Raw genomic sequence first — 19511 nt, forward strand, 5'->3', positions numbered from 1 at the left:
CTTGGCCTGGGCGGTGGCGGCCGCCTGGTCCCAATGCTCGCGTCCTGTGCGGAGGACGTCGGCGAGGGAGGCGCTGGAGGTCGCGCGCCCGGCCCGCGAGAGGGCCTCGTCCAGCGGGTATCCCATGGCCATGAGGGCATCGACGGCGCTCCTGCGCCAGGAATCGCCCTCGGGCGCGGGAAGGGGGAGGCTGGTGTCTTCGGCCATGGCTGGCTCCTCACGTCCTGGAGCGTTCGAATCCACGATCCGCGCGCAGGACATCGGCGCGGGCGCGGAGGTCGGCGGCCGCTGCCGGCGCCGTCCGATCCATCCAGGCCGAGAAGAGGGGGTCCGCCGTCCACCGCAGCGCGGCTTCGTCGCGCTGGCTCTCGGGGAGCTTGGGCAGGCTGACGAGCATGGACCTCTCCCGTGCCGGGACGCGCCGCTCGAATTCCGCGGCGTCCAGGAGAAGTTGGGAGCGATCGGCGATTCCGTGCCGGCGCAGGGTCCGGGCATCCGCCCGCTGGACGAGGTCGAAGGCGATGGCGGGAGCGGCGGGATTCCCGGACGCGCGGGCCGCCGCGTGCTCGTCGATGAGCGAGGAGATCCTTCCAGAGAGGGCGTGGGCCTCCAGCGCCTTCGCGGGGAGGCCGATCTCGGGGGCGCGGCGCAGGAGCCCGCTCTCCGTGCGCATGGCGGCGTCCGCCTCGTGGTTCCGGCGGAGGGCATGGGGTTCAACCGCTCCCTTCCTCGCGGCCTCCCAGGAGGCGTCCGAGCGGGCTTCCGCGTAGGCGTCGAGATGCCTCATGGCAGCCGCATCGGGGCCGGCGCGCCAGATGGCGGCCATCCTGTCCCGTTCGTGGGCGGCGGCCCAGCGTTCGATGTCGCGCCACCGGCGGCTCCGTGCGGCGAGGGCGGGGCGGAACAGGGCGGGGTCGCGCAGCATGGCGGCGGCCATGGCGTTCCGTCCGGCGCGGACGCGCGCGCAGAGGGCGTGGTCCCTGTGCGCCGAGGATGGAGCGCCGCCGGATTCCTCCCGGATGCGGGCATGGAGCGAGCGGTGCAGATCGGCGGAGCTCATCAGGCGTCCGATGAGATCCCGGCTCGGCGCGTCGATTCCTTCCCTCGCTTCGGCGGCGAGGCGGATGCGCATCTCCCGGAGTTCCGCTTCGCCGAGGCCGGGATGGCGGGTGCGCAGCGCCTTCATGCTGAGGATGCGGGGGCTGGCGCCGTTGCGGGCGTGGCGTTCGATGACGCCCCATTCCGCCCGCAGCGCGGAGGCCGCAGCGCGGTTCTCCTGCTTCGCGGCGACGAGCAGCCTGGCGGCGTCGCGGCGTTCGGCGTCGAGCACGGCGTAGCGCGGCCAGTCCGGGTCCGTTTCCGGTTGCCCGGTCCGCGTCCAGATGCCGGCGTGGATCCTCTCGGCTTCGCGATCGATGTCCATGTAGCGCCGCACCGCCGCGGTATCCTTGCCTTCCCGCGCCTCCGCATCGGCCTCGGGGGAAAGGACGCGCGCCCCGTCGCGGCCGATAGCCTCGACGAGGGGGCCCAGCGAGGGAACGGCGGAGGCGTCCGCGACGATCATGGCGTCTTCCCTCGCGCGGGAAAGGAGCCGCGATGCCGTCTGGCGGTCGATGCGCCGGTCGAGGACGGCGATGGCCACCCGATCCGCGTCCATGCGGATGCCGAGATGCGACGCGGCGGCCCATCCGTGCTCGATGGCGATCGGGAAGCGGGTGGATAGGCGGATGCGGCGTCCGTCATCGAGGTTGATGACCAGATCCTCTCCGTCGAATCCGGCTGCGGTGCCGCAGCTTCCCGCCCGGACGGGCTGCCCTCCCAGGATGTCCGTCGGGAGGGCCAGGCGGTCGCCGGCCCGGACAGGAAGGGGCGTGGTCTTCCTTCCCGGGCGCTCGATGAGCCGCTCCTCCGCGCTCAGCCCGTGATGAAGCGGCCGTCGCAGGCCGTCGTGCGGGTCGGCGTCGCCGTCGTCCATACCCACTCGAAGGTGATCCGGCAGTAGCACCTCACCTCCCCGTCGGATTCCTGCCACATCGAGTTGGGGCACATTCCGCAGGCGATTTCGGCGGACGGCAGGCGGTAGGATTCCAGGCCGGCGAGGACCTGGCTTGGGGACGTGGGAATGTCGGGCATCGGGATCCTCCAATGCGGCCTTGTGGGGATTCTCCCGGATCTCGGCCGCGCGATCCGGGACATGGGTTTCCGCCGGCGGGCGCAGGACGGCGTTCAGCCGCTGGGCCTGCTCCCGGGTCGAAACGGCGACGAAGGCGGTGCGCCCGGCGGCGCGCGCTTCGGCATGGAAGGCGAGGGCGGCCTCGGCCACGGCCTCGAAGCCGTCGGCGAAGGAGAGCCGTCCGTCCGGCATCAGGGCCTTGGCGGCGTCGAGTGGCCGTCCTTCCTGGACCATGGCCAGCGCGGCCGCGCAGGAGCTCCGGCGCTCGGCTTCCGCCAGGAGCGAAACGGTCGGGACGGCGGAGGCCACGACGCGCAGGGCGGCGCCGGCGTCGTTCGAGCGCAGGGCGGCCGGATCGGCGAGCAGCACCATCTTGGCCTTCCGGGACGACGCGGCCGCCGAGATGCGGGCCATGGTCCGGATGTCGTAGGCCTCGGCCTCGTCGATGAGCAGGATGCTCCCTTCCGGGATGCGCGACGGCGTGTCGAGGCGCGGGAGCCTGCGCGTCGGCGCGGGGGCGAGGTCGAGGACGGCGAGGGCCTGGCAGCCGATCTCAGCCGAGAGGATGCGGGCGGCCCCGGGGGTCGGAGCGATGCCGAGCCGCTGGCGGCCTTCCTTGTCCCAGGCGTCCAGCGCCTTGCCGAGAGCCAGCTTGCGGGAGCGGGCCGGCTCGATGGCCGCCACGACGCAGTCGCCGCCCCGGAGCAGCAGGTCGAGATCCTCGACGCGCTTCTCGCTGAGGCGCCCCGCCCTTTCGTCGGCCCGCAGCGCCGGCATGAGCCCCGGATCCAGCGCGGCGCATTCCGTGGCGGCCGCGAGGCGGGTGGCTGCGGCGCGCAGGGCGCCCGCGACCTTCTCCGTTTCCTCGTGCCGGAGGAGCGGCGTCCCGTCGGCGGCGCGCCCGATGCGCCGGACATGATCGGAGGTGGCCAGCACCGCCGCCGCCGAGGAGATCCATTCGGGGGGTGCCGACGGCATGCGGCGCGACAGGGCCGACGCGATGGACGCCTGGGTGATGACGGCGTGCTTGGAATCCAGCTCCTTGAGGATGATCTCCGGGTGTCGGGTCAGGGTGCGGGCGTTGGACCTGCGCACATCTGCGTTGGACTGCCCGGACCGCGACGAGCCTTCGGCGTGGAAGCCCGGCCCCTCGTGGGTCGTCGGCAGGAGGCGGATGCCCTGATCCTCGAAGGAGCGGTGATCCGTGCGCAGATCGTATCCGGCCAGGGCGAGGGCCCGGTTCTGGATGTCGGCTCCCAGGGCCCGCGCGCGCATGAGATCGCCCCAGCGCCGGGTCGGCGAGGTGCGGTGCTCCAGCTTGCTGGTCGCGAATTCGTCGCCCTGGATGCCGCGGATGAAGGTCTGCAGATGGAAGTGCCCGTTTCCGGGCTTGTCATGCACGGCGAAGAGCCCGCATTCCCCCAGGAGCGCTCGTTCCTCGGCGAATTCGCGGGCGATGCCGATCCGCGCCTCGCGGGACAGGGCGAGGGGCAGCGCGAGGATGGTGTCTATCCAGCGGACGCCGCCGAGGATCGACGAGCGGATGCGGTCCGCCTTGGTAGCCGAGGATCGGCTTCTCGAATTCGTCGATAAGGACGATGAGCCCGTTGGGGTTCTGCTTGATGGCGAGGATGAGGCTCCCTTCGCTTGCCCCGGTGTACTGCGGGTTTCCTCCGAACAGGAGGTTGGGCCCAGTGTTCGGGTTCACATTGGCGAAATCGAAGGTGATGATCGGAAGATCGAGCGCCTTCTCCAGGATCTTGGCCAGCTGCGATTTACCGAGGCCGGGCTTTCCGACGAACAGGAAGGCTGCTGGCGCGCCGCCCTTGCGATTGCGGATTCCGTAGATGACCTGATCGACGGCTTCGTCCTGGCCGAACAGCTTGGCTGGACGGTCCGGGTCGCCGGGGACACCGACGATCTTTTCGCGGATGTCAGCCCAGTCCCACTTGGACATGGCCGCCTTCTTGTCGATCAGGTCGATCTTCGCCAGAGCGGCTTCGTAGTTCGCGCGATACTTGGCCGAGCGCGGCGTGAGCGGCTGGTTCATGGGTGTCTCCTTTCCCGTGGTTCCGTGGTGAATGTGGGGCCGTTGAGATCGGTCCCGGCTCAGTAGGGCTTCAGCTGGTCCATGCAGGCGACGGAGCGGCCGCGCGGGCAGGGCTGGTTGATGGCATGGCGTTGGCGCGTGCCGGCGCCGCAGAGGGCGTGGCGTTCGCGCGGGCCGGAGCCGCGGCCGGGGTGGCGGGCTTGGCGGCGCCCGAGGGTTCCTTCTGCATTCTGGCGTTCTCCCGAGGGGTGATTCCCGGGACGAAGATGGGAGCGGATGGAGCGGACCCGGAATGCGGAGCGGGCGCCGGTGATGCCGACGCCCGCTGCCCTGGTTCCCGATCCTCACGGGGCCGGGGGACGGACCGGAAGGCCCTTGGGAAGCCTGCCGGGATTCGGCGGGGGCGCTTCTTCGGGCGCAGCGCCGGGCCGGTTGGCCGGTTCGATTCCCTTGGAGCGCTGGCGGTCCATCCACTTGCGCTGCTCGGCGATGTCGAACGGGTTGGGCGTCGGGAAGACCGGACGTCCGTTCTCCGTGAAGTAGGTGTCCAGGTAGTAGAACTGCTTCTCGTAGAGCAGCGTCCTGGTCTCCCGACTGAACACGCACCAGCCATGGTTCTTCGAGGTTCCCAGCACCTTCTGCACCGAGACGAGATCGACCGAGGCCGTCTGGGTGGAGCTGGAGACGTTGGCGGAGATCTGGCCGGTGCCGCCGCTCATGTTTGTCGATTCCGCCTGGGCGGTGGTTTTGCCCGCCGTCTTGGTGATCAGCTCGGCGGTGTCGAGGTCGGATGCGCCGAGGAAGATCTTGGCGTAGGACGAGGCCATGATGGTGGTGAAGCCGTCGGGGCCGTAGCCGTTCTTCTCGTTCTTGATCTGGCCGATGGCCTGCCAGATCATGACCAGATGGATGCCGACTCCAGGGGCGTATCCTGCCATGCGGAGCACCTCGTTCATCGATCCCACGGTCGCAAGCTCGTCCAGGAGGAAGACGGTGTAGCGCCCCTCCATTCGATGGACGTTCTCCTTCAGGACATTGGCCAGCCCGCACACCATCATGCGGAGCCAGGGTCCGAGGATGTCCATGCGGGTGTCGGGGACGATCAGGTAGACGTCGCTCTTGCCGTCGAAGAGCGACTTGAAGTTGAAGGGCTCGAACCGGGCGGTGTCCTCCTTGAACTCCGAGGTGTCGTGGGAGCCGATGGTCGTCCCATGGGAGCACCCGGAGCGGGTCATGCACTCGCGCATGGACTGATCGCACCAGCGCATCTGGACCTGGATGGTCGAGGCGAGGCCGGACCACTGCTTCTCGGACTTCATGGTGCGCTCGAGCTCGTTGGCCATCCTCTTCGGAATGCCCATGCCGACTTCGGGGAAGCCGCGGATGGAGGCGATGCGGATTTCGGTGCCGTTCTCGTCGTAGACGATTCCGGACGCCATGACCTTCCGCAGCTTCTCGAGGTCGTCGAAGCCCATGGCGAGGAAGTCCGAGGCGGTCGCCGGATTGCGGCGGATGTCGTCGCGATCCATCGCGCTGCCATCGAACCAATGGCTGGTGTCGGCGAGCCAGGCCCAGAAGCCGGTGAGGGTCTTCTTGCCGTCGTTGTTCCAGAAGTCGTCGCCGCCGCCCTTCGCCATCGGGAAGAGGGGTTCGATCAGCCCTTCGATCGAGGCCTGGAACTTCAGGGGGCGATCGGAGATGAAGTCGAAGGGATTGCTGCGCCAGCGGTGGGTCCGGACGTATTCCCCGGTCTCGCGGGCCACGTCGTCGTCGTCGGCGTAGAAGCCGTTGCCGAGGACGTTGAGCGGATCCAGCGGGATGGCCCGGCGGCCGCGGCGCGTGCGGGCGATGCCGGTCATGGCGAAGAGCTCGCCCTTGGGGTCCAGCACATTGAAGGGGGCGATGACGTTGGGGTTGCTCGCGGACCCGCCGGACTGCCAGTTGAGGAGGTTGTTCACGCCGAAAGTCGCCGCCTTGCCGGTACGGGGCGGGCCGGTCATGTTCGTCATGCCGAGGTTGAGCCCGTAGCGGATCACCTTCCAGGCCTTCTGCGCGCCGGCGTGGGCAGGGATGAGACCGCCGGTGAGGAAGGTCTTCGCTGCGGCGGTGGCTTCCGAGGCGAGCTGCGCGGCGATGACCAGGCGGTTGTGCTCGTAGGGCTCCCCGAGGATGAGTCCGTAGGGCTTGTCGAACTTCTTCTCCGCCTCGCCCTTGTCCATGAGCCACTGGAGGCCGTGCAGGCCCTCGGCGTTCATGTCGATGTGCATGTCCATGATCCGCTGGTACCACTCGGTGCGGACGATCCGGAGCATGACGGCGTTGCGCAGCTTGACGGTGCCCTTGAAGACCCAGAGGGCCGTCGCCACGGAGAAGGTGATGGCGCAGCCGATGAGGATCAGCAGGTGGAAGCCGTCGGCTTGTCCGGCGATGCGGATGTCTCCGATGAGGTCGGTCCATCCCAGCCATCCGGAATAGACCATCGCGGACAGGTAGGTGAATCCCGCCATCCGGAAGGTGCCGGGCGAGAAGTTCGTCTGGATGTAGACCTTGGCGAGGCAGACGAGAAGGGGGGCCAGGGCGATGGTGGCCTGCCAGGCGAAGCCGTAGCCCGAGCCGCCGCTCGACGGATCGAAGTGCGCGATGGAGAGGGGGAAGCAGGCGGCCACGAGCAGCGGCCCCCAGACCCAGTGGAGGAATGCGAGGAAGGACTTCATGCCGGCGCTCCTTCGGTTGCTGGCGTCCGGCGAAGATGGGGGCGGAGAGGGGCGGAACGTCGAAGGGGGCGGCCATGGCCACCCCCTTCCGTCCCGATCATCCCCCGGCGAAGCCGAGGTCGCGGCGCTTAAGCCGCTTCGACGCCAGCGCCGCCCTGCGGATCTCCGGAAGCGGACTGCGTCTCATCGCCTCCGCTCCGATCGCCCGCTCCAGCGAGGTCGGTCCCTTCGGCTTCGGCGCCGCCCTGGGAGCGCCGGGCGGCGCGCTCGGCTCGCGCGCTCTCGATCTTCTCGTCCTCCTTGCGTGCGCGGGCTTCGCAGGCCGCGATGAAGCGCTTGTCGCCGCCGTCGAGAGCGTCGCAGGCCAGGAGGAACATGCCGCGGATGAAGCTGGTGCTCGGGATGTCTCGGGAGTAGAAGCCCGCGTTGTCGCCGATGGTGCCGACGGACAGCCGGACCGCTTCGATGGTGGCCTTGCGCTGGGCCTCGACCCTTTCACGCTCGGCGCGTTCGGCATCGCGGGCCCGGCGCTCGCGCTCTTCCGCCCGGCGCTTGGCCTCGGCGATCTCGCGCTCCTTCTTCTCGCGGAGCAGCCGCTCCTTCTCGGCCTTCTTCTCGTCGCGCTCCTTGGAGCTCTTGTTCAGTCCGGCCAGGATGGCGGCCGGGTCGGTGACGTTCTTGCGTGCCATGACGGAATCCCTCCCTTCTGCTGCGGCCGCCTCTCGGGACGCGCCAGCGTGTACGGCGGCTCGGTGCCGCGCACGGGAGAAGTTGGGGCCGGAACAGGCCGGTCGGATCGGATGGAGTGCGATTGGGGAACGAGGGGGCGGGCGAGACCCTTTCCCATAGGTGCGCGAAATGGAACGGACGTGAAGGAAGGCTTGGATCCTTCCTGATCCAGCCTCCCCGCCGCCTATGCGATGGACGCCATCTTCTCCACCCAGCGGGCCAATGGCGGCAGGGTGTCGAATCCTTCCGTGGGCTCCCCGCCGAGCGGGCCGGCAAGGTAGCGCCAGCGTCTGCCGTCCGGGCGCACCGGACCCTCGCGGCCCTGCCTCTCCTTCACGAGCCAGCCATGGTCCTGAGCCGTCCGGGACAGCTCGTCCATGAGCGCCGCGTGGCGATCGCCCTTCGTCCGGAAAGGGGTTCCGGATGCTGCGTTCTTCCCGCTGTCCATTCCATCCTCCCCTGTCCGGCCCCGGTGTCTTCCGGAGCCGGATATGGTGCCGTTCCTAGTAGCCCTTCCCCGACAGGATCGCCCGGCGGGAGAGCTCGAGGATGGCGAGCTGCCGCAGGGAATCGCTGGCGCTGGCCGAAAGCTGGATTTCGCGGAGCTTGAGCCGGGAAAGTCCCTTGATGTAGTCGTGCAGCATGTCGGTCCTCCGATCGGGTTTCAGGACGCCAGGCGTCCTCGATGCCGTGGGACGGCAAGCGGAGCGCGCACCGGAATCGCTTCCGGAACCGATGGCTCGGTGGCCTCGTGGCCGCGCGCTGCATTCCTCCTGTCTCGCTGGGATCGTCCTCGACGATCCGCCCGGTCGCCGGATGACCGCCCGGCGGCGGAGACGGGATCACCTCCTTTCGGCGTGGGTCGTTCGTTCGGTCGTCGCTGGCTGGCGCATGGTCGGCCTCCTTACGCGGCGACGGCTTCGGCGAGGCCGAGGATCCGGCGGGCGCCCTGGAGGATCAGCATCTGCTCGTCCCTCTCGAAGACGCCGGAGATCATCTCGCGGCCTTCGAGGAGGCGCGCCTCGCGGAGGGCGTTGAGGGCGATGGCGTTGCCGGGCTTGGCGAGGTCCTTGCGGGCGCACTTCTCGACGGCGTTGGCGAGGGCGATGGTCCAGGTGGCATGCAGTGGCTTGGCGTTCATGGTGATCTCCCGGTGTCTGTTGCCGCACGCCGCGGCTGTCGAAGGCGTGGTGCGCATCGCGGGCATCGCTCCCGCCGGCTTGTGGCCGGTCCGTCATCCGGACGATTGGCGAGCCGCTGCGTTCCGGACGCAGGGCGAAGCAAGACGAAAGGCGCGGCCCCGTCGTGGGACCGCGCCTGCCTGTGGATTGGAAAGGAGGATGGGGTCGGCGGACCAGCGGGCGACGATCTCCTTGGCGGTCCTGAAGTCCGGAACCCAGAGCTCGCCGCCCGCATCGTCGGAGAGGGCGGCGTGCTCCTCGAGGATCCAGACGGACCATCCGCCTCCCTGCTTGATGCCCTTCCGCTGGAAGGTCGGCTCCTTGGCCAACGTGCCGACCTCGCGGCCGTTCCCGTCGAGGACGACGTAGCTGATCCTGGGATCGGCCATCGCCTTGTCGCCGGGCTGCTTGCGTCGGATGGTATGCATGGCGCTTCTCCTTGGCGGCATCAGGCCGCGATGGCCGAGCGGGCGAGGTCGGGAGCGTTGGCGCGGACCAGGGCGGCGGCCACGCCGGGGCAGACCGAGTTGCCGCACATCCGCACCTGCGAGGCCTTCGACAGGCGCTTGCCCTCGAACAGCACGTCGATGAGGTAGTCCGGCGGGAAGCCCTGGGCGTTGTAGAGCTCGCGCGGGGTGAGCATCCTCATGCCGATGTCGGCCACGGCCCATTCCTGCCCGTCGATGGCCACGACGGCCTCGTGGTGCTGTCCGGGCTTCGCCGTGCGCTCCAGCAGGGCCTGGACGGCGGCGTGGTGGTTCCCCTGGGCGAGGATGGCCCCCAGCGGCTGGCGCGGGTCTCCGCCGTTGCCGGTGTTGGTGCCGTGCATCTGCGACAGCCAGGCGGCGGCCAGCATCTGCGTGCAGCCCTTGCCGAGGATGGTGCTGACCGGCTCGTGCATGGAATGGCCGACGAGGCCGGTGTTGTGCTGCGCCATCCACGGCAGGACGATGCCATCGGTGAGGTGCGTCTCGATGGTCGGCACCGGCCCGTCGAGGCTGCTGCCCACGCTGCGCCCGTGGAAGCGGGTGAGGTGCGGCATGGAGACGGCGATGCCCGGCGAGGCCGTGAGGGTGCCGACGGGGGACCGGGGGCCGAAGCCGCGGAACGGCGTGTAGTCCGGCGCCGTATGGTTCGGATTGACGCAGTAGGGCGAGACCAGCGCCAGTTCGCCCCGCTTGGCGGTGGTGATGGCACGGGCAGCCGGTTGGTCCGGAGGAGCGGGACGAGCTCCTGCTCGTAGGCGCGGTTGTCGAACAGCAGGATGGCCGCGTCGGTCGAGCGGAACAGCTGGTCGAGGAGCAGGGCCTTGGATTCGTTCGGAACGACCGTGATCCGATCGTCGTCCGGCACGGCGAACCAGCAGTCGTTGTCGCCATCGGTCTCCGCCAGGAAGGCGGCGAAGGCGCGCCCCGGCTCCAGCGGATTGCCGGATTCGGCCTTCTGAAGCGAGGCGATGTCCCTCGGCGTGGCCACGATGATCCGGGTGGAGGCCGATTTGACCACGGCGCCGTAGGTCGTGAGCGCGAGCGGCGTGGCGATGGAGAGGATGCGCGCCTGGTTGGCGTCCTCCAGCGCCGCTTCCGCGTGCAGCCGGGTCCAGCGGGCGGCGGCCTTGGGATCCGCCTCAGGCGGGACGATGGGCTGCACGGAGACGGCGATGGCTTCGCCGTCATGATCCACCCGCAGCTCCGCGGAGCCGAGGGGCTTCTCGATGAGCAGGCGGGCGGCGGGGCGGCGGATGCGCCCGTCGATGAGGCGTTCCAGCGGCCGGGCCCCGGAATCGGCGCTGTACCCTTCCTTCGCGAGGCGGGCCTTGGCGGCGTCGGTGACGGACAGGCGGCTGCCGGTCATGCGGAGCTGGGCTTCGAGGCCGAGCAGGCCCTTGTCCACGAAGGCCGGCATGCGCGCCGGGTCCAGGCGGCCGAAGACCAGGATGCGGTCGATGCGGTTGCGCAGCTCCGGCGGGATGCCGCGCTCCACGGCGGCGCGGATCTCCTCGGTCTCGTCGTTAGCGCTGCGCGAGGCCTTGTAGCTGATATAGAGCGATCTGGCCGGGTGAAGGGCCGAAGGGCCGAAAAATCGACCGATGGAAGCATTTCGTTCATCTTCGGCCCTTGTGCGTCTTTGGAAACGACACCACCGCGACGGAGGACGAGGCGGGGACAAGGGCGTTAAATGGACGGAATACGCAATACGGATCAATGGCTTATAGGGTGCGTAGTAGGCTTCTGAAAACGACCCACAAGCCCTTGACGCGGGAGTCTTCGGGACCCATGTGTACACTAGAAGGCGAAAACGCCTCGAAGGCATGGTCGGTTCAACAGGCGGCATCCGGAGGTGAGCAGGGACGAGAGGACGGAGGATCAGATGGGCACCGCATTCGCTTGGGCTTGGACCTTGGACTGGTTCGACCGGATCTTCCGGGGAATGAGAGCCCTCTTCGTCACCGTCTCCTTCCTGTCCCTGGTAGGAGGCGCCCTCGCCGTCTCCCAGATGTGGGACTCGCACCTCGCTGCACGCGGCCAGTCCGCGAACACCGCCAGGACCTTCATGGCTGTGCTGGGCTCCATCGGAACCTCGGCGAAGGCCTATCTCCCCTCCATCCTGTTCTCCGTCGCGGGCACCGCCAGCGATTGCCTCGGCGATGAGATGGCCATGGCGGGGCAGGCCATCGGAGTCCCCTTCGCTCCTTCCGCCTCCTCGGCAGGCGCCTGCGGGGCCTCAGCGACCCGGACGGCGAACATGCTTCCCGCTGCGACCATCGCCACGGCCATGAACGCATGGAACGCCCTGAAGCCGGCCATGCCCGCCGCGAGCCAGGTTCTTCCTCCCAAGGCCTACCAGGCGGTCCAGCAGGTGCGGTATCCGGCCCAGCCCGGCCCCGTGTGGTACGGCGGCGGCCGCTGAGCCTTCCTTCCCGGATGGAGGATCGGGGCCTGCTCATGCAGGCCCTTTCCTTTTGCGCGTGATGGCTTCCATTCGCGGGCATTTCGCACGTCCGGAACTATATTGCCCGGCCCCAACTTCCTGCTTATCCGAAGCATCGCACGGAGGAGCGGTTCCTTCGGCAGCTTCGTGAAGCCCAGGAGCGGATCGTGGCCGATATTCCCCGTCCTTCGTCCGCCGCTTCGGCGGTGGCAGCCCTCGCCCTTCTCACAGCCCTCGACGTCTGGACGGCCCGCACGGAGTCCGTTGTCCCGGCCTCGCCCGTCGCCATCGCATCGGAGGTTCTGATCGCCCCGGCTTCCATCGCCGACGGCATGGCCTCCTTCAGCCTCGTCTCCACCGCCATCGCCGCTCCGGCCATCATGCCGGCGCCTGCACCGCAGGAACCGCTTCCGGTCGCTGCGCCGGCTCCCGCCCCCACCCGCATGGAAACCCCGGCCGAAACGCCCTATGTCGCTGCGTCTGCCGTTTCCGAGGACCCCAAGGCAGCCGCCAAGAGGAAGCGCGAGGAGGAGAGGACCGCCGCGAAGCAGAAGGCCGAAGAGGAGAGGGCGGCGGCCAAGAAGAAGGCGGAGGAGGAAAGGGCCGAGGCGCGGCGCCAGGCCCAGGAGTTCCAGAGGATGTCGCCGAAGGAGCGCGCGGCCCGTCTGGAGGCCAAGGCCGAGGAGGATTTCTTCCGCTGCCGGACCCCGATGGAGACCGTGCCCTATACCGGTGCCCGCATCCCCTCCGGGGAATACCGCAAGGCCACGACGGCGAACCCCTTCTGCGTCCTGTCGCGTGCCGCGCCTGTCGAGCGCGTCGCGGACGAGGCCCTGGTCGCCGCCGAGCGCGAATGGCTCGATGCCTGGCGCGCCAATCCGACGGGGAAGCATCCGAAGGAGCCGGTGGTCCACTGGATTCCGGACGGACTGACGGGAGGGATGCAGCGCGCGTGGATCCGGCTGCAGGCCATGGATCAGCGTCCGGCTGGATGGGATGCGACCGTCGCCGAGGCGAAGGCCAAGCTCGCTGCGGGGGATAGGGAAGGCGCCGTCCGCACGGCCTCGTCCTACATCAACAGCGCGGGGAAATACTGCATCCACGATCCGGGGCTCAAGGCCGACTGCTCTCCCCTGAAGTCGGTTCCGAAGGCGTGGCTTTCGGAATACACCCCCGGCCCGGTCGCCTTGTTCGAGCGCGGCGGCGGGGACTGCCGGGACTATTCGGTGGCCCGCTGGCTCATGTGGAAGCTCATCGGCATTCCGGACGAGGACAATGCCATCATGGAAGGCGGACACGGACGGGGCCAGCACGACAACATCGTCCATGTCTGGTCGGTGGTCCGCGTCGATGGCCGCGTCCTCGCGGCGGACTATCCGACAACCTACCTGGATCGCGCCCTGGTGCCGCTCCGCAAGGCGGATTGGCTTTCGGGAATCGGCGCATGGGACACGGCCACCGATCAGGGCTATGCCGGCTTCGGCATGATCCGTCCGCTTGGACCCGACGCCCAGGTGGCGGAGAACCGTCCAAGGGAAGAAGGCGCCAACGCTGGCGGCTGATGATGGAGGGGGCGCAAGCCCCCTTCTTCCTGCCTAGTAGGTCCGCTCATCGATCAGGGCGTCGGTCATCCTCTCGCGCATCGCCAGGACCTGCTCTGCCTCGACGGCCGCTTGCGCCGGATCGCGGCGCGGACCTCTGCGCCCGCGGGGCTTCTTCTCCCCTGGGGGCTTCTTCTCCACGTTGCTGATGGCGCCCATTCGTCCCTCATTGATCGAATCCGCATGCAGAGTCGCCCATCCATGGCGCCCTGTCAAATGCCAAGCGGCGCTGTGCGCTTGCGCTTGGAGCCGGTGCCGCTGTAGGGTGTTCTCATCATGTTCCAGGATGCCTCTTCACCTCTTCCGCCCGGAACCCACCGGGCCTCCGATCGCGGCTACGCGCCGCCGGAGGGCGCTGCGCCGATCTACTCGGCGCTGGTTGCCGCCGGATTCCCTTCGCCCGCCGACGATCACCTGGAAGGTTCGCTGGATCTGCACCGCCTGATGGTCAAGCGCCCGGCGGCGACCTTCTTCTGCCGCGCCTCCGGCGACAGCATGGTGCCGGCCGGCGTGAGGGATGGAGATCTCCTCGTCGTGGATAGGGGCACCGCAAGGTTTCTGCGTTAAACAACGCTAAGTCAGACAAACCAAGAACGCCAGATCAAGCGACCTGATACAGCCGGTCATCTTCCGCTCTGAGCGGTCTGAAGCCCTCGGGGAACTGGGGCGCCTGCTCCCACAGGTAATCGCCGCTCAGGCTGATATGTGACCAGCCAAGCGGCGCGACATGGGTAAGGAGGTTGTCAGGAGCGCTGACCCCGGTGGATCTCAGATTGTGAACGGCGCGTTCCATATAGATGGTATTCCAGTAGACGATTGCCGCAATCACGAGATTGAGCCCGGACGCGCGGAAGTTCTGGTTCTCGAATGTGCGATCAGTGATCCGGCCCTGTCGATGGACATAGACCGCTTGGGCCAGGAAGTGGCGGGATTCACCCTTGTTGAGGCCAGCTTGGCAGCGTCGCCGCATCTCTGGATCTTCGAGCCAGTCGAGCGTGAATAAGGTTCGTTCGATCCGGCCAATTTCTTGGAGCGCCAAGTCAAGACGGTTTTGTCGCCGGTAGGCGGCAAGTTTCTTGAGCACAACGGACGGTGCCACAGTGCCAGCTTTCAGAGAGGCGATCATGTGGATGACTTCGTCCCAGCATTCGACGATCACTTCTTTCTGGATTTGTCGTCCCATGATGGATTTTAGCCCAGGATAATCGCTTGCCGGGCCAATCGACGCCAGTCGGCGCTCGGGAAGGTCACGGAGCCGAGGCACGAACCTACACCCAAGCATATGAGAACATCCGAAGACGTGATCGGAGGCGCCGCCGGTGTCCGTGTAGTGCTCGGTAATCTGGAGCGAAGTGCCGTGCATGAGCAAGCCATCAAGGACGTGCGGCGCCTCGGAGCCGGTCGCGGAAATGACCAGGGGATGATACGGCCCATACTGATCAGAGACGTGGGTATAGAAGCGGACGCCCGGATTGACGCCATACTTGGCATTGACCGCAGCCGAACCGCCTCCGCCGCGGAAAAATTGGCCGTCTGACGACGACGTTGTACCCTTGCCCCAAATTTCGGCGAAGGGATGGGTATGGTGCGCGTCGATGATGGTCGCCAGAGCGGCGGAATAGTTCTCGGCACTGAGATACCAGTTATGCGTCCAGGCAAGTTGGGCGTATGTCACACCTTGCGAGGCGAGAGCCATGCTTTCCAGCCCTTGGTTGTTGGCGTCGGCCAGAACCGCAGCCAGGACTGCGCTTGGGTTCTCATGGGGACGGCCGGTTCTGAGGTCAGTGAATTTCGTGGCAAAGCCGGTCCGATGGTTGACCTCGCTCAACAACTCGGTGATCCGGATGCGCGGTAGCATTCCGTCGATCACCCGGTCGAGCCAGTCGGCCTCAGGCGGCGTGATCGCCTTCAGAGGGGTGATGTGGAGCCTGCCGTTCCGAAGATCAACACCGTCCAGTTTGCCGCGTCGGAGCAAACGCTCAAACCTGCGCAACCGGAAATCCAGCAGTTCAGCCCGTTCACGGAGATAGCCATCGACATCGGAGGTAATGGGCAGTTCGGCCGCCACCTTGGCCACTTGGGACTTTGGCAGCAGATAGCGATCGAAGCGTTGGAATTTCCGCGTGCCCTCGATCCAAATATCTCCTGACCGCAGACGGTCTCGCAGGGTGGCGCAAATCGCCGTTTCATAACGGCGCCGATCGATCTTGCCTCCCTCTACCACCACCTTCTTCCATCGCTTGTTCGAGAAGGGCATTGGTGCATCACTCGGGATGTCGCCACCCTCCATTTCGTTAACTTCCCGCAGAAGACGAACAGCCGCCAGGAGAGGGTCGCTGATACGGGCAGCCTTGAATGTGAATGCCTTGAAGAAGGAAGGCGCATACTTCCGCAACGTCATATATTTTTCTGTCGCGGTGACCAGCATGTCCTCTTCTACAAACTCGGCCAGAGCCCTGACCTCGCCCCTGACCTTCATGAGGTTCTTCCAGCCGACATGGGTATCCAGTGCGGCGAATGGATCGGTGGCCCCTTCCCGGGCGGCGCTGAGCGTGTCGATGGTCCGGTCAAAGAGGCGCATTAGTCGGCCGACATCCCGGGTAGTCGCCTGATATCGCTCCTCCTTACGCCTCCTGGCGCGGGTGAACATCGAGCCGACCAGCTTGTCGAACATCTCGACGGCCGCATCCGAAAGGGTAATCTGGCGTTCGATCATTTGTGCAATCAGTGTTGCGCGACGACGGCGCACGCTGTAGTTGGTCAGCAGAAATGCTGGCGCCACGGCACCCTCACGGGCGAATTGCAGGAAGCGGTTCTCATGAATGGCGTTGCGGAGCGCCGGATTGAGTTCAAGCGTCCGGACATGACCCAGCCGGTCGAGGATACCGATCATATTGCCAGCGCTGGGTGATTCCGGGATATCGCGGAGCCAGGAGAGACGGGTTCGGCCCAACTCGGCATCGTTGCTGACCAATGCATCGACCAGAGTGAGTTGGTCAGCTGTCAATGGCGTGATCAGCGCCTCTGCAGCCAAGCGGCGCGCTCGGGCACGGCCTTTGGTGCCGACACGTTCCAGTGTATCCGGTGCGGGGAGAATGTACTTGCGGGAGCGCAGGCCTGCTATCAGCCCAGTGATGATCGCAACGCCGTGGTCAGTCTCCCATGCGGTGCTGGCGGCTAGATCGAGCATCATGGGAATATCGACACGTCCCGGCGAGCGCAGTCCGAGCCGCACCGCGAGCTCTTGTGCATGGTCTGTGCGCGTTTGGGGACGCCGACTATAATCGAGATAGACTGACGCGGGGACGCCGAGTTGAGCCCCCAAATATCGGATCAGTTCGGCCGGTACTGTAGCCGAGGCGGCAAGGCCGAAACCGGGATGACGTAGGAGGCAAAGTTGCAGAGCGACACCGAGCTTATTTCGAGCTCCGCGTTTGCCCAGGGCCAAATCGATTTCATCTGGTGTCAGTGTGTAATATTGGATCAGTGCATTCTGATCCACCGGAATTGCGAAGAGCTGGCTGCGTTCGTTATCGGTCAGAAAACCTCGCACCATTCTGACTGCTCCTCCTCCAATCACCTACACGGTGATGAGAACCGGAATCGGCAATATCGTCAAATCCTGTCCTGTCTTTCAGCTAACATCGATGTGGTGATCTTCGAGCCAATCCGATCCTTAAGTGTTCAGAGAGAATTGCTGGAGGGAAGGAGGCCAGAAGCGAAGCCTCTCCAAGCCAATGCGTGATTGTACGCATCTTAACTGCGCCTCACATCCACCGTCAGCACATAGCCGCCACCACGCACCGTCTTGAACAGTTCGGGCGTCTTGGGGTCAGTCTCCATCTTGCGGCGCAGGCGGCCGACTTGGACGTCGATGGTGCGATCGAATGGCCCCGAGACTCGCCCTCGCGCCAAGTCAAGCAACTGGTCGCGGCTGAGTACCTGATGGGGGTGGTGGAGGAAGGCCAGCAGCAGGTCGAATTCACCGCTGGTTATTTCTGCCAGGACGCCGTCGGGCGAGGTCAGACGGCGGCGGGAGACGTCGAGGTGCCAGCCGGAAAATTCCAGAATCTCGCCCGGTTCATCGGCCGGCGCGGGTTCGCCGGGTGCGCTCTGCGTGATCTGACCGGCCCGACGCAGGACGGCGCGGATACGAGCCAGAAGCTCGCGGGTGCTGAACGGCTTGGCGAGGTAGTCGTCGGCTCCCATTTCCAGGCCGACCACCCGGTCGGTCTCGCTGCCCATGGCGGTCAACATAATGATCGGCAGGCTGGTGGTAGCCCGCAGGTGGCGGCACAGCGACAGGCCGTCCTCGCCCGGCAGCATCAGGTCGAGAATCACCAGATCGACCACCTCGCCTACCAGCGCCTGACGCATGGCAGCGCCGTCACCCGCCGTGGCAACGGTATAGCCTTGTCCCATCAGGAATTGGGTCAGCAGGGCACAGATGTCTGGGTCGTCATCGACAATCAGGATGTGGGTCATGGCGTTCCCTCCTGCGGCAGGGTCACGGTGACGCGCAAGCCGCCTTCCGGGCGGTTCTGGAGGAGGATGTCGCCGCCATGGGCGCGGATGATGCCGCGGGCTACGGTCAGACCCAGGCCGATTCCTCCGGTCTTGCGATTGCGCGAGCCTTCGACCCGGTAGAATGGGCCAAACACCTTGTCCAACTCGGCTTCAGGAATGCCGGGGCCGGAATCCTCGATCACCACCTCGATGGCCTGATCGTTCGCATGAGCTCTGACCTTGGCCTGTTGACCGTAGCGGGCGGCATTTTCGACCAGATTGGCTAGTGCTCGTTTGATCGCTGCGGGGCGGCAGGCGCAAACCAAGCGCCGCTCCCATTCGAATTCCGCCGCGAGGCCCATATCGGCGGCATTGTCGCAGATGGCCTCCAACGTGGCGGCGAGGTCGATGGTCTCGGTGATTTCATCGACCGCCTCGCCGCGGGCGAAGTCGAGGGAGGAGGCCACCATGGCCTCCATCTCGTCCAGGTCGCGCAACATCTTGTCGCGCCCCTCGCCCTCGGGCAGCAGTTCGGTGCGAAGCCGCAGGCGGGTGATGGGGCTGCGCAGATCGTGGGAGATGGCGGCCAGCATCTGGGTCCTATCCTCGACGAAGCGGCGGATGCGGCCCTGCATTTCGTTGAAGGCCGCCACGGCGCGGCGCACCTCGCGCGGGCCATCCTCGGGCAGCCGGGGAGCGTTGACGTCGCGGCCCAGGCGATCGGCCGCGGTGGCGAAGGTGGCCAGCGGGAGGCCCACCCAGCCGGTGGCCCAGGTGCCGAATACCAGGACGGCGACCATCATCACCAAGGTCGACAGGACGGCATGGGGCGACCACAGGGTGGCTGCACGGACCATGGCCATGTCGAAGTTCACCCAGGTTCCGCCCTCCAACTGGAAAGAAACTTGCATAATACGGTCATGGGGGAAGCCGGCGGCTAAGTTCCGCCAGAATCCAGCGCGGTCTCCAGTCTCCGTTCGGTGATGCACCACATGCAGGCGGGGATGCTCCACCACCCCGAAATACGGTCGCAGAGCCGTCTGCATAAGTGACAATTCTTCCGCATCCTGGTGAACAAGACCACCCTTGGGCTGGTCCGACAGGGTGATTTCGGTTAGTCCCCCACTTAGCCCACCGACTATGGCACCTCGGTCTTGAGGAGAAGCTCGCTCGATCAGTTGGGCGATGACGGCAATGTGATCGGCGCACAAGCGTTCGCTGGTCTCGATGAGAGTGTCATGGCTGTCGGAGGACAACACCCAGGTGCTGGCGATGTGCGACATCGTCAGCCCGATCAGCAGGACGATCATCGTCCGACCGGCGATGGAATCGGGAAGCAGTGACCTCATGCGCGGATCCTTCCGATCCTTCGAGCTTACGGATCATCATTAGCGCCACCGTCACTGCGACGCGAGAGGGGATTTGGTAAAGAATCGTGTCTTGCTCATTTACATAATTTTACACGCCATCCCTCTTCCTGGGGCGTATACCGATTGTCATGTGTGGACAGCCCCTGCGTTGCAAGGAGATTTTTTCGCGCTGACGCCCCGGTCGGGTGCAGTCATGTGTCCGGCCTGTTTGCGCGGCACTCTGACCGCTGGCCATGATGTGATCCGTGAAACGGCT

General features: G+C 66.6%; 15 protein-coding genes and 2 pseudogenes. 3 read left to right on the forward strand and 14 right to left on the reverse strand.

All coding sequences use genetic code 11. The features are described from left to right. Nucleotides 1-217: 217 nt before the first annotated feature. From XM1_RS22735 to XM1_RS25340, 10 genes and pseudogenes are all read right to left on the reverse strand, one after another. Nucleotides 218-3685, reverse strand: a complete 3468-nt coding sequence (locus XM1_RS22735; RefSeq protein WP_369816058.1) for a MobA/MobL family protein — start codon at nt 3683-3685, stop codon at nt 218-220. Then, a complete protein-coding gene (locus tag XM1_RS22740; RefSeq protein WP_068438615.1) occupies nt 3567-4223 on the reverse strand; it encodes an AAA family ATPase in 657 nt (218 codons plus the stop codon). The genes XM1_RS22735 and XM1_RS22740 overlap by 119 nt, the downstream gene beginning before the upstream one ends. 344 nt (nt 4224-4567) lie before the next feature. Then, nucleotides 4568-6937, reverse strand: coding sequence for a type IV secretory system conjugative DNA transfer family protein (locus XM1_RS22745; RefSeq protein ID WP_068438618.1), 2370 nt, complete (start codon nt 6935-6937; stop codon nt 4568-4570). Between the two features lie 128 nt (nt 6938-7065). Continuing rightward, nucleotides 7066-7626 carry a hypothetical protein gene (locus XM1_RS22750; RefSeq protein ID WP_068438621.1) on the reverse strand — a complete coding sequence of 187 codons (561 nt, stop codon included), beginning with the start codon at nt 7624-7626 and terminating at the stop codon, nt 7066-7068. Between the two features lie 224 nt (nt 7627-7850). Further along, complete coding sequence (locus XM1_RS22755) at nt 7851-8114, reverse strand: hypothetical protein (RefSeq protein ID WP_068438624.1); 264 nt, start codon at nt 8112-8114, stop codon at nt 7851-7853. A 55-nt stretch (nt 8115-8169) separates the two neighbouring features. After that, nucleotides 8170-8310 (reverse strand): hypothetical protein, encoded by a 141-nt coding sequence (locus tag XM1_RS24440; RefSeq protein WP_156428910.1) that lies wholly within the window; start codon nt 8308-8310, stop codon nt 8170-8172. A 260-nt stretch (nt 8311-8570) separates the two neighbouring features. Next, nucleotides 8571-8807 carry a hypothetical protein gene (locus XM1_RS22760; protein ID WP_068438627.1) on the reverse strand — a complete coding sequence of 79 codons (237 nt, stop codon included), beginning with the start codon at nt 8805-8807 and terminating at the stop codon, nt 8571-8573. 93 nt (nt 8808-8900) lie between these two features. After that, nucleotides 8901-9275 (reverse strand): hypothetical protein, encoded by a 375-nt coding sequence (locus XM1_RS22765; RefSeq protein ID WP_068438628.1) that lies wholly within the window; start codon nt 9273-9275, stop codon nt 8901-8903. Nucleotides 9276-9295: 20 nt separating this feature from the next. Next, nucleotides 9296-9889: a DNA cytosine methyltransferase gene (locus tag XM1_RS25105; RefSeq protein WP_068438630.1), complete on the reverse strand. Its 594-nt coding sequence runs from the start codon at nt 9887-9889 to the stop codon at nt 9296-9298. A 671-nt stretch (nt 9890-10560) separates the two neighbouring features. Continuing rightward, a pseudogene (locus XM1_RS25340) lies at nt 10561-11181 on the reverse strand (hypothetical protein); the annotation flags it as partial. A 96-nt stretch (nt 11182-11277) separates the two neighbouring features. Here XM1_RS25340 and XM1_RS22780 point away from each other — a divergent pair. Beyond that, entirely contained in the window at nt 11278-11757 is a 480-nt protein-coding gene (locus tag XM1_RS22780; RefSeq protein WP_156428911.1) for a hypothetical protein, read from the forward strand. A gap of 188 nt (nt 11758-11945) precedes the next feature. Continuing rightward, nucleotides 11946-13340, forward strand: a complete 1395-nt coding sequence (locus XM1_RS22785; RefSeq protein ID WP_068438638.1) for a hypothetical protein — start codon at nt 11946-11948, stop codon at nt 13338-13340. 33 nt (nt 13341-13373) lie between these two features. Here XM1_RS22785 and XM1_RS24450 read toward each other — a convergent pair whose 3' ends face one another. Next, nucleotides 13374-13538, reverse strand: coding sequence for a hypothetical protein (locus tag XM1_RS24450; protein WP_156428912.1), 165 nt, complete (start codon nt 13536-13538; stop codon nt 13374-13376). Between the two features lie 117 nt (nt 13539-13655). Here XM1_RS24450 and XM1_RS22790 point away from each other — a divergent pair. Further along, a pseudogene (locus XM1_RS22790) lies at nt 13656-13922 on the forward strand (LexA family protein); the annotation flags it as partial. A 58-nt stretch (nt 13923-13980) separates the two neighbouring features. Here the strand turns inward: XM1_RS22790 and XM1_RS22795 are convergent. The 3 genes from XM1_RS22795 to XM1_RS23750 all read right to left on the reverse strand — a co-directional run bounded on the left by XM1_RS22795 (nt 13981) and on the right by XM1_RS23750 (nt 18796). After that, nucleotides 13981-16935, reverse strand: a complete 2955-nt coding sequence (locus tag XM1_RS22795; protein WP_068438641.1) for a Tn3 family transposase — start codon at nt 16933-16935, stop codon at nt 13981-13983. Nucleotides 16936-17135: 200 nt separating this feature from the next. Next, nucleotides 17136-17864 carry a response regulator gene (locus tag XM1_RS22800; protein ID WP_068438644.1) on the reverse strand — a complete coding sequence of 243 codons (729 nt, stop codon included), beginning with the start codon at nt 17862-17864 and terminating at the stop codon, nt 17136-17138. Next, nucleotides 17861-18796 carry an ATP-binding protein gene (locus XM1_RS23750; RefSeq protein WP_172821982.1) on the reverse strand — a complete coding sequence of 312 codons (936 nt, stop codon included), beginning with the start codon at nt 18794-18796 and terminating at the stop codon, nt 17861-17863. The genes XM1_RS22800 and XM1_RS23750 overlap by 4 nt, the downstream gene beginning before the upstream one ends. Nucleotides 18797-19511 lie beyond the last annotated feature (715 nt).

Origin of the sequence: Magnetospirillum sp. XM-1, assembly GCF_001511835.1 — a bacterium.
Classification (GTDB): Bacteria; Pseudomonadota; Alphaproteobacteria; order Rhodospirillales; family Magnetospirillaceae; genus Phaeospirillum.

Excerpts from the sequence above, each read along its gene's own strand:
- XM1_RS22750 (WP_068438621.1), bottom strand. The coding sequence starts at position 7,626 with ATGGCACGCAAGAACGTCACCGACCCGGCCGCCATCCTGGCCGGACTG.
- XM1_RS22795 (WP_068438641.1), bottom strand. The coding sequence starts at position 16,935 with ATGGTGCGAGGTTTTCTGACCGATAACGAACGCAGCCAGCTCTTCGCA.
- XM1_RS22800 (WP_068438644.1), bottom strand. The coding sequence starts at position 17,864 with ATGACCCACATCCTGATTGTCGATGACGACCCAGACATCTGTGCCCTG.
- XM1_RS22765 (WP_068438628.1), bottom strand. The coding sequence starts at position 9,275 with ATGCATACCATCCGACGCAAGCAGCCCGGCGACAAGGCGATGGCCGAT.
- XM1_RS24450 (WP_156428912.1), bottom strand. The coding sequence starts at position 13,538 with ATGGGCGCCATCAGCAACGTGGAGAAGAAGCCCCCAGGGGAGAAGAAG.
- XM1_RS22740 (WP_068438615.1), bottom strand. The coding sequence starts at position 4,223 with ATGAACCAGCCGCTCACGCCGCGCTCGGCCAAGTATCGCGCGAACTAC.
- XM1_RS22745 (WP_068438618.1), bottom strand. The coding sequence starts at position 6,937 with ATGAAGTCCTTCCTCGCATTCCTCCACTGGGTCTGGGGGCCGCTGCTC.
- XM1_RS22760 (WP_068438627.1), bottom strand. The coding sequence starts at position 8,807 with ATGAACGCCAAGCCACTGCATGCCACCTGGACCATCGCCCTCGCCAAC.
- XM1_RS22755 (WP_068438624.1), bottom strand. The coding sequence starts at position 8,114 with ATGGACAGCGGGAAGAACGCAGCATCCGGAACCCCTTTCCGGACGAAG.
- XM1_RS24440 (WP_156428910.1), bottom strand. The coding sequence starts at position 8,310 with ATGCTGCACGACTACATCAAGGGACTTTCCCGGCTCAAGCTCCGCGAA.
- XM1_RS22780 (WP_156428911.1), top strand. The coding sequence starts at position 11,278 with ATGAGAGCCCTCTTCGTCACCGTCTCCTTCCTGTCCCTGGTAGGAGGC.
- XM1_RS25105 (WP_068438630.1), bottom strand. The coding sequence starts at position 9,889 with ATGCCGCACCTCACCCGCTTCCACGGGCGCAGCGTGGGCAGCAGCCTC.
- XM1_RS23750 (WP_172821982.1), bottom strand. The coding sequence starts at position 18,796 with ATGCAAGTTTCTTTCCAGTTGGAGGGCGGAACCTGGGTGAACTTCGAC.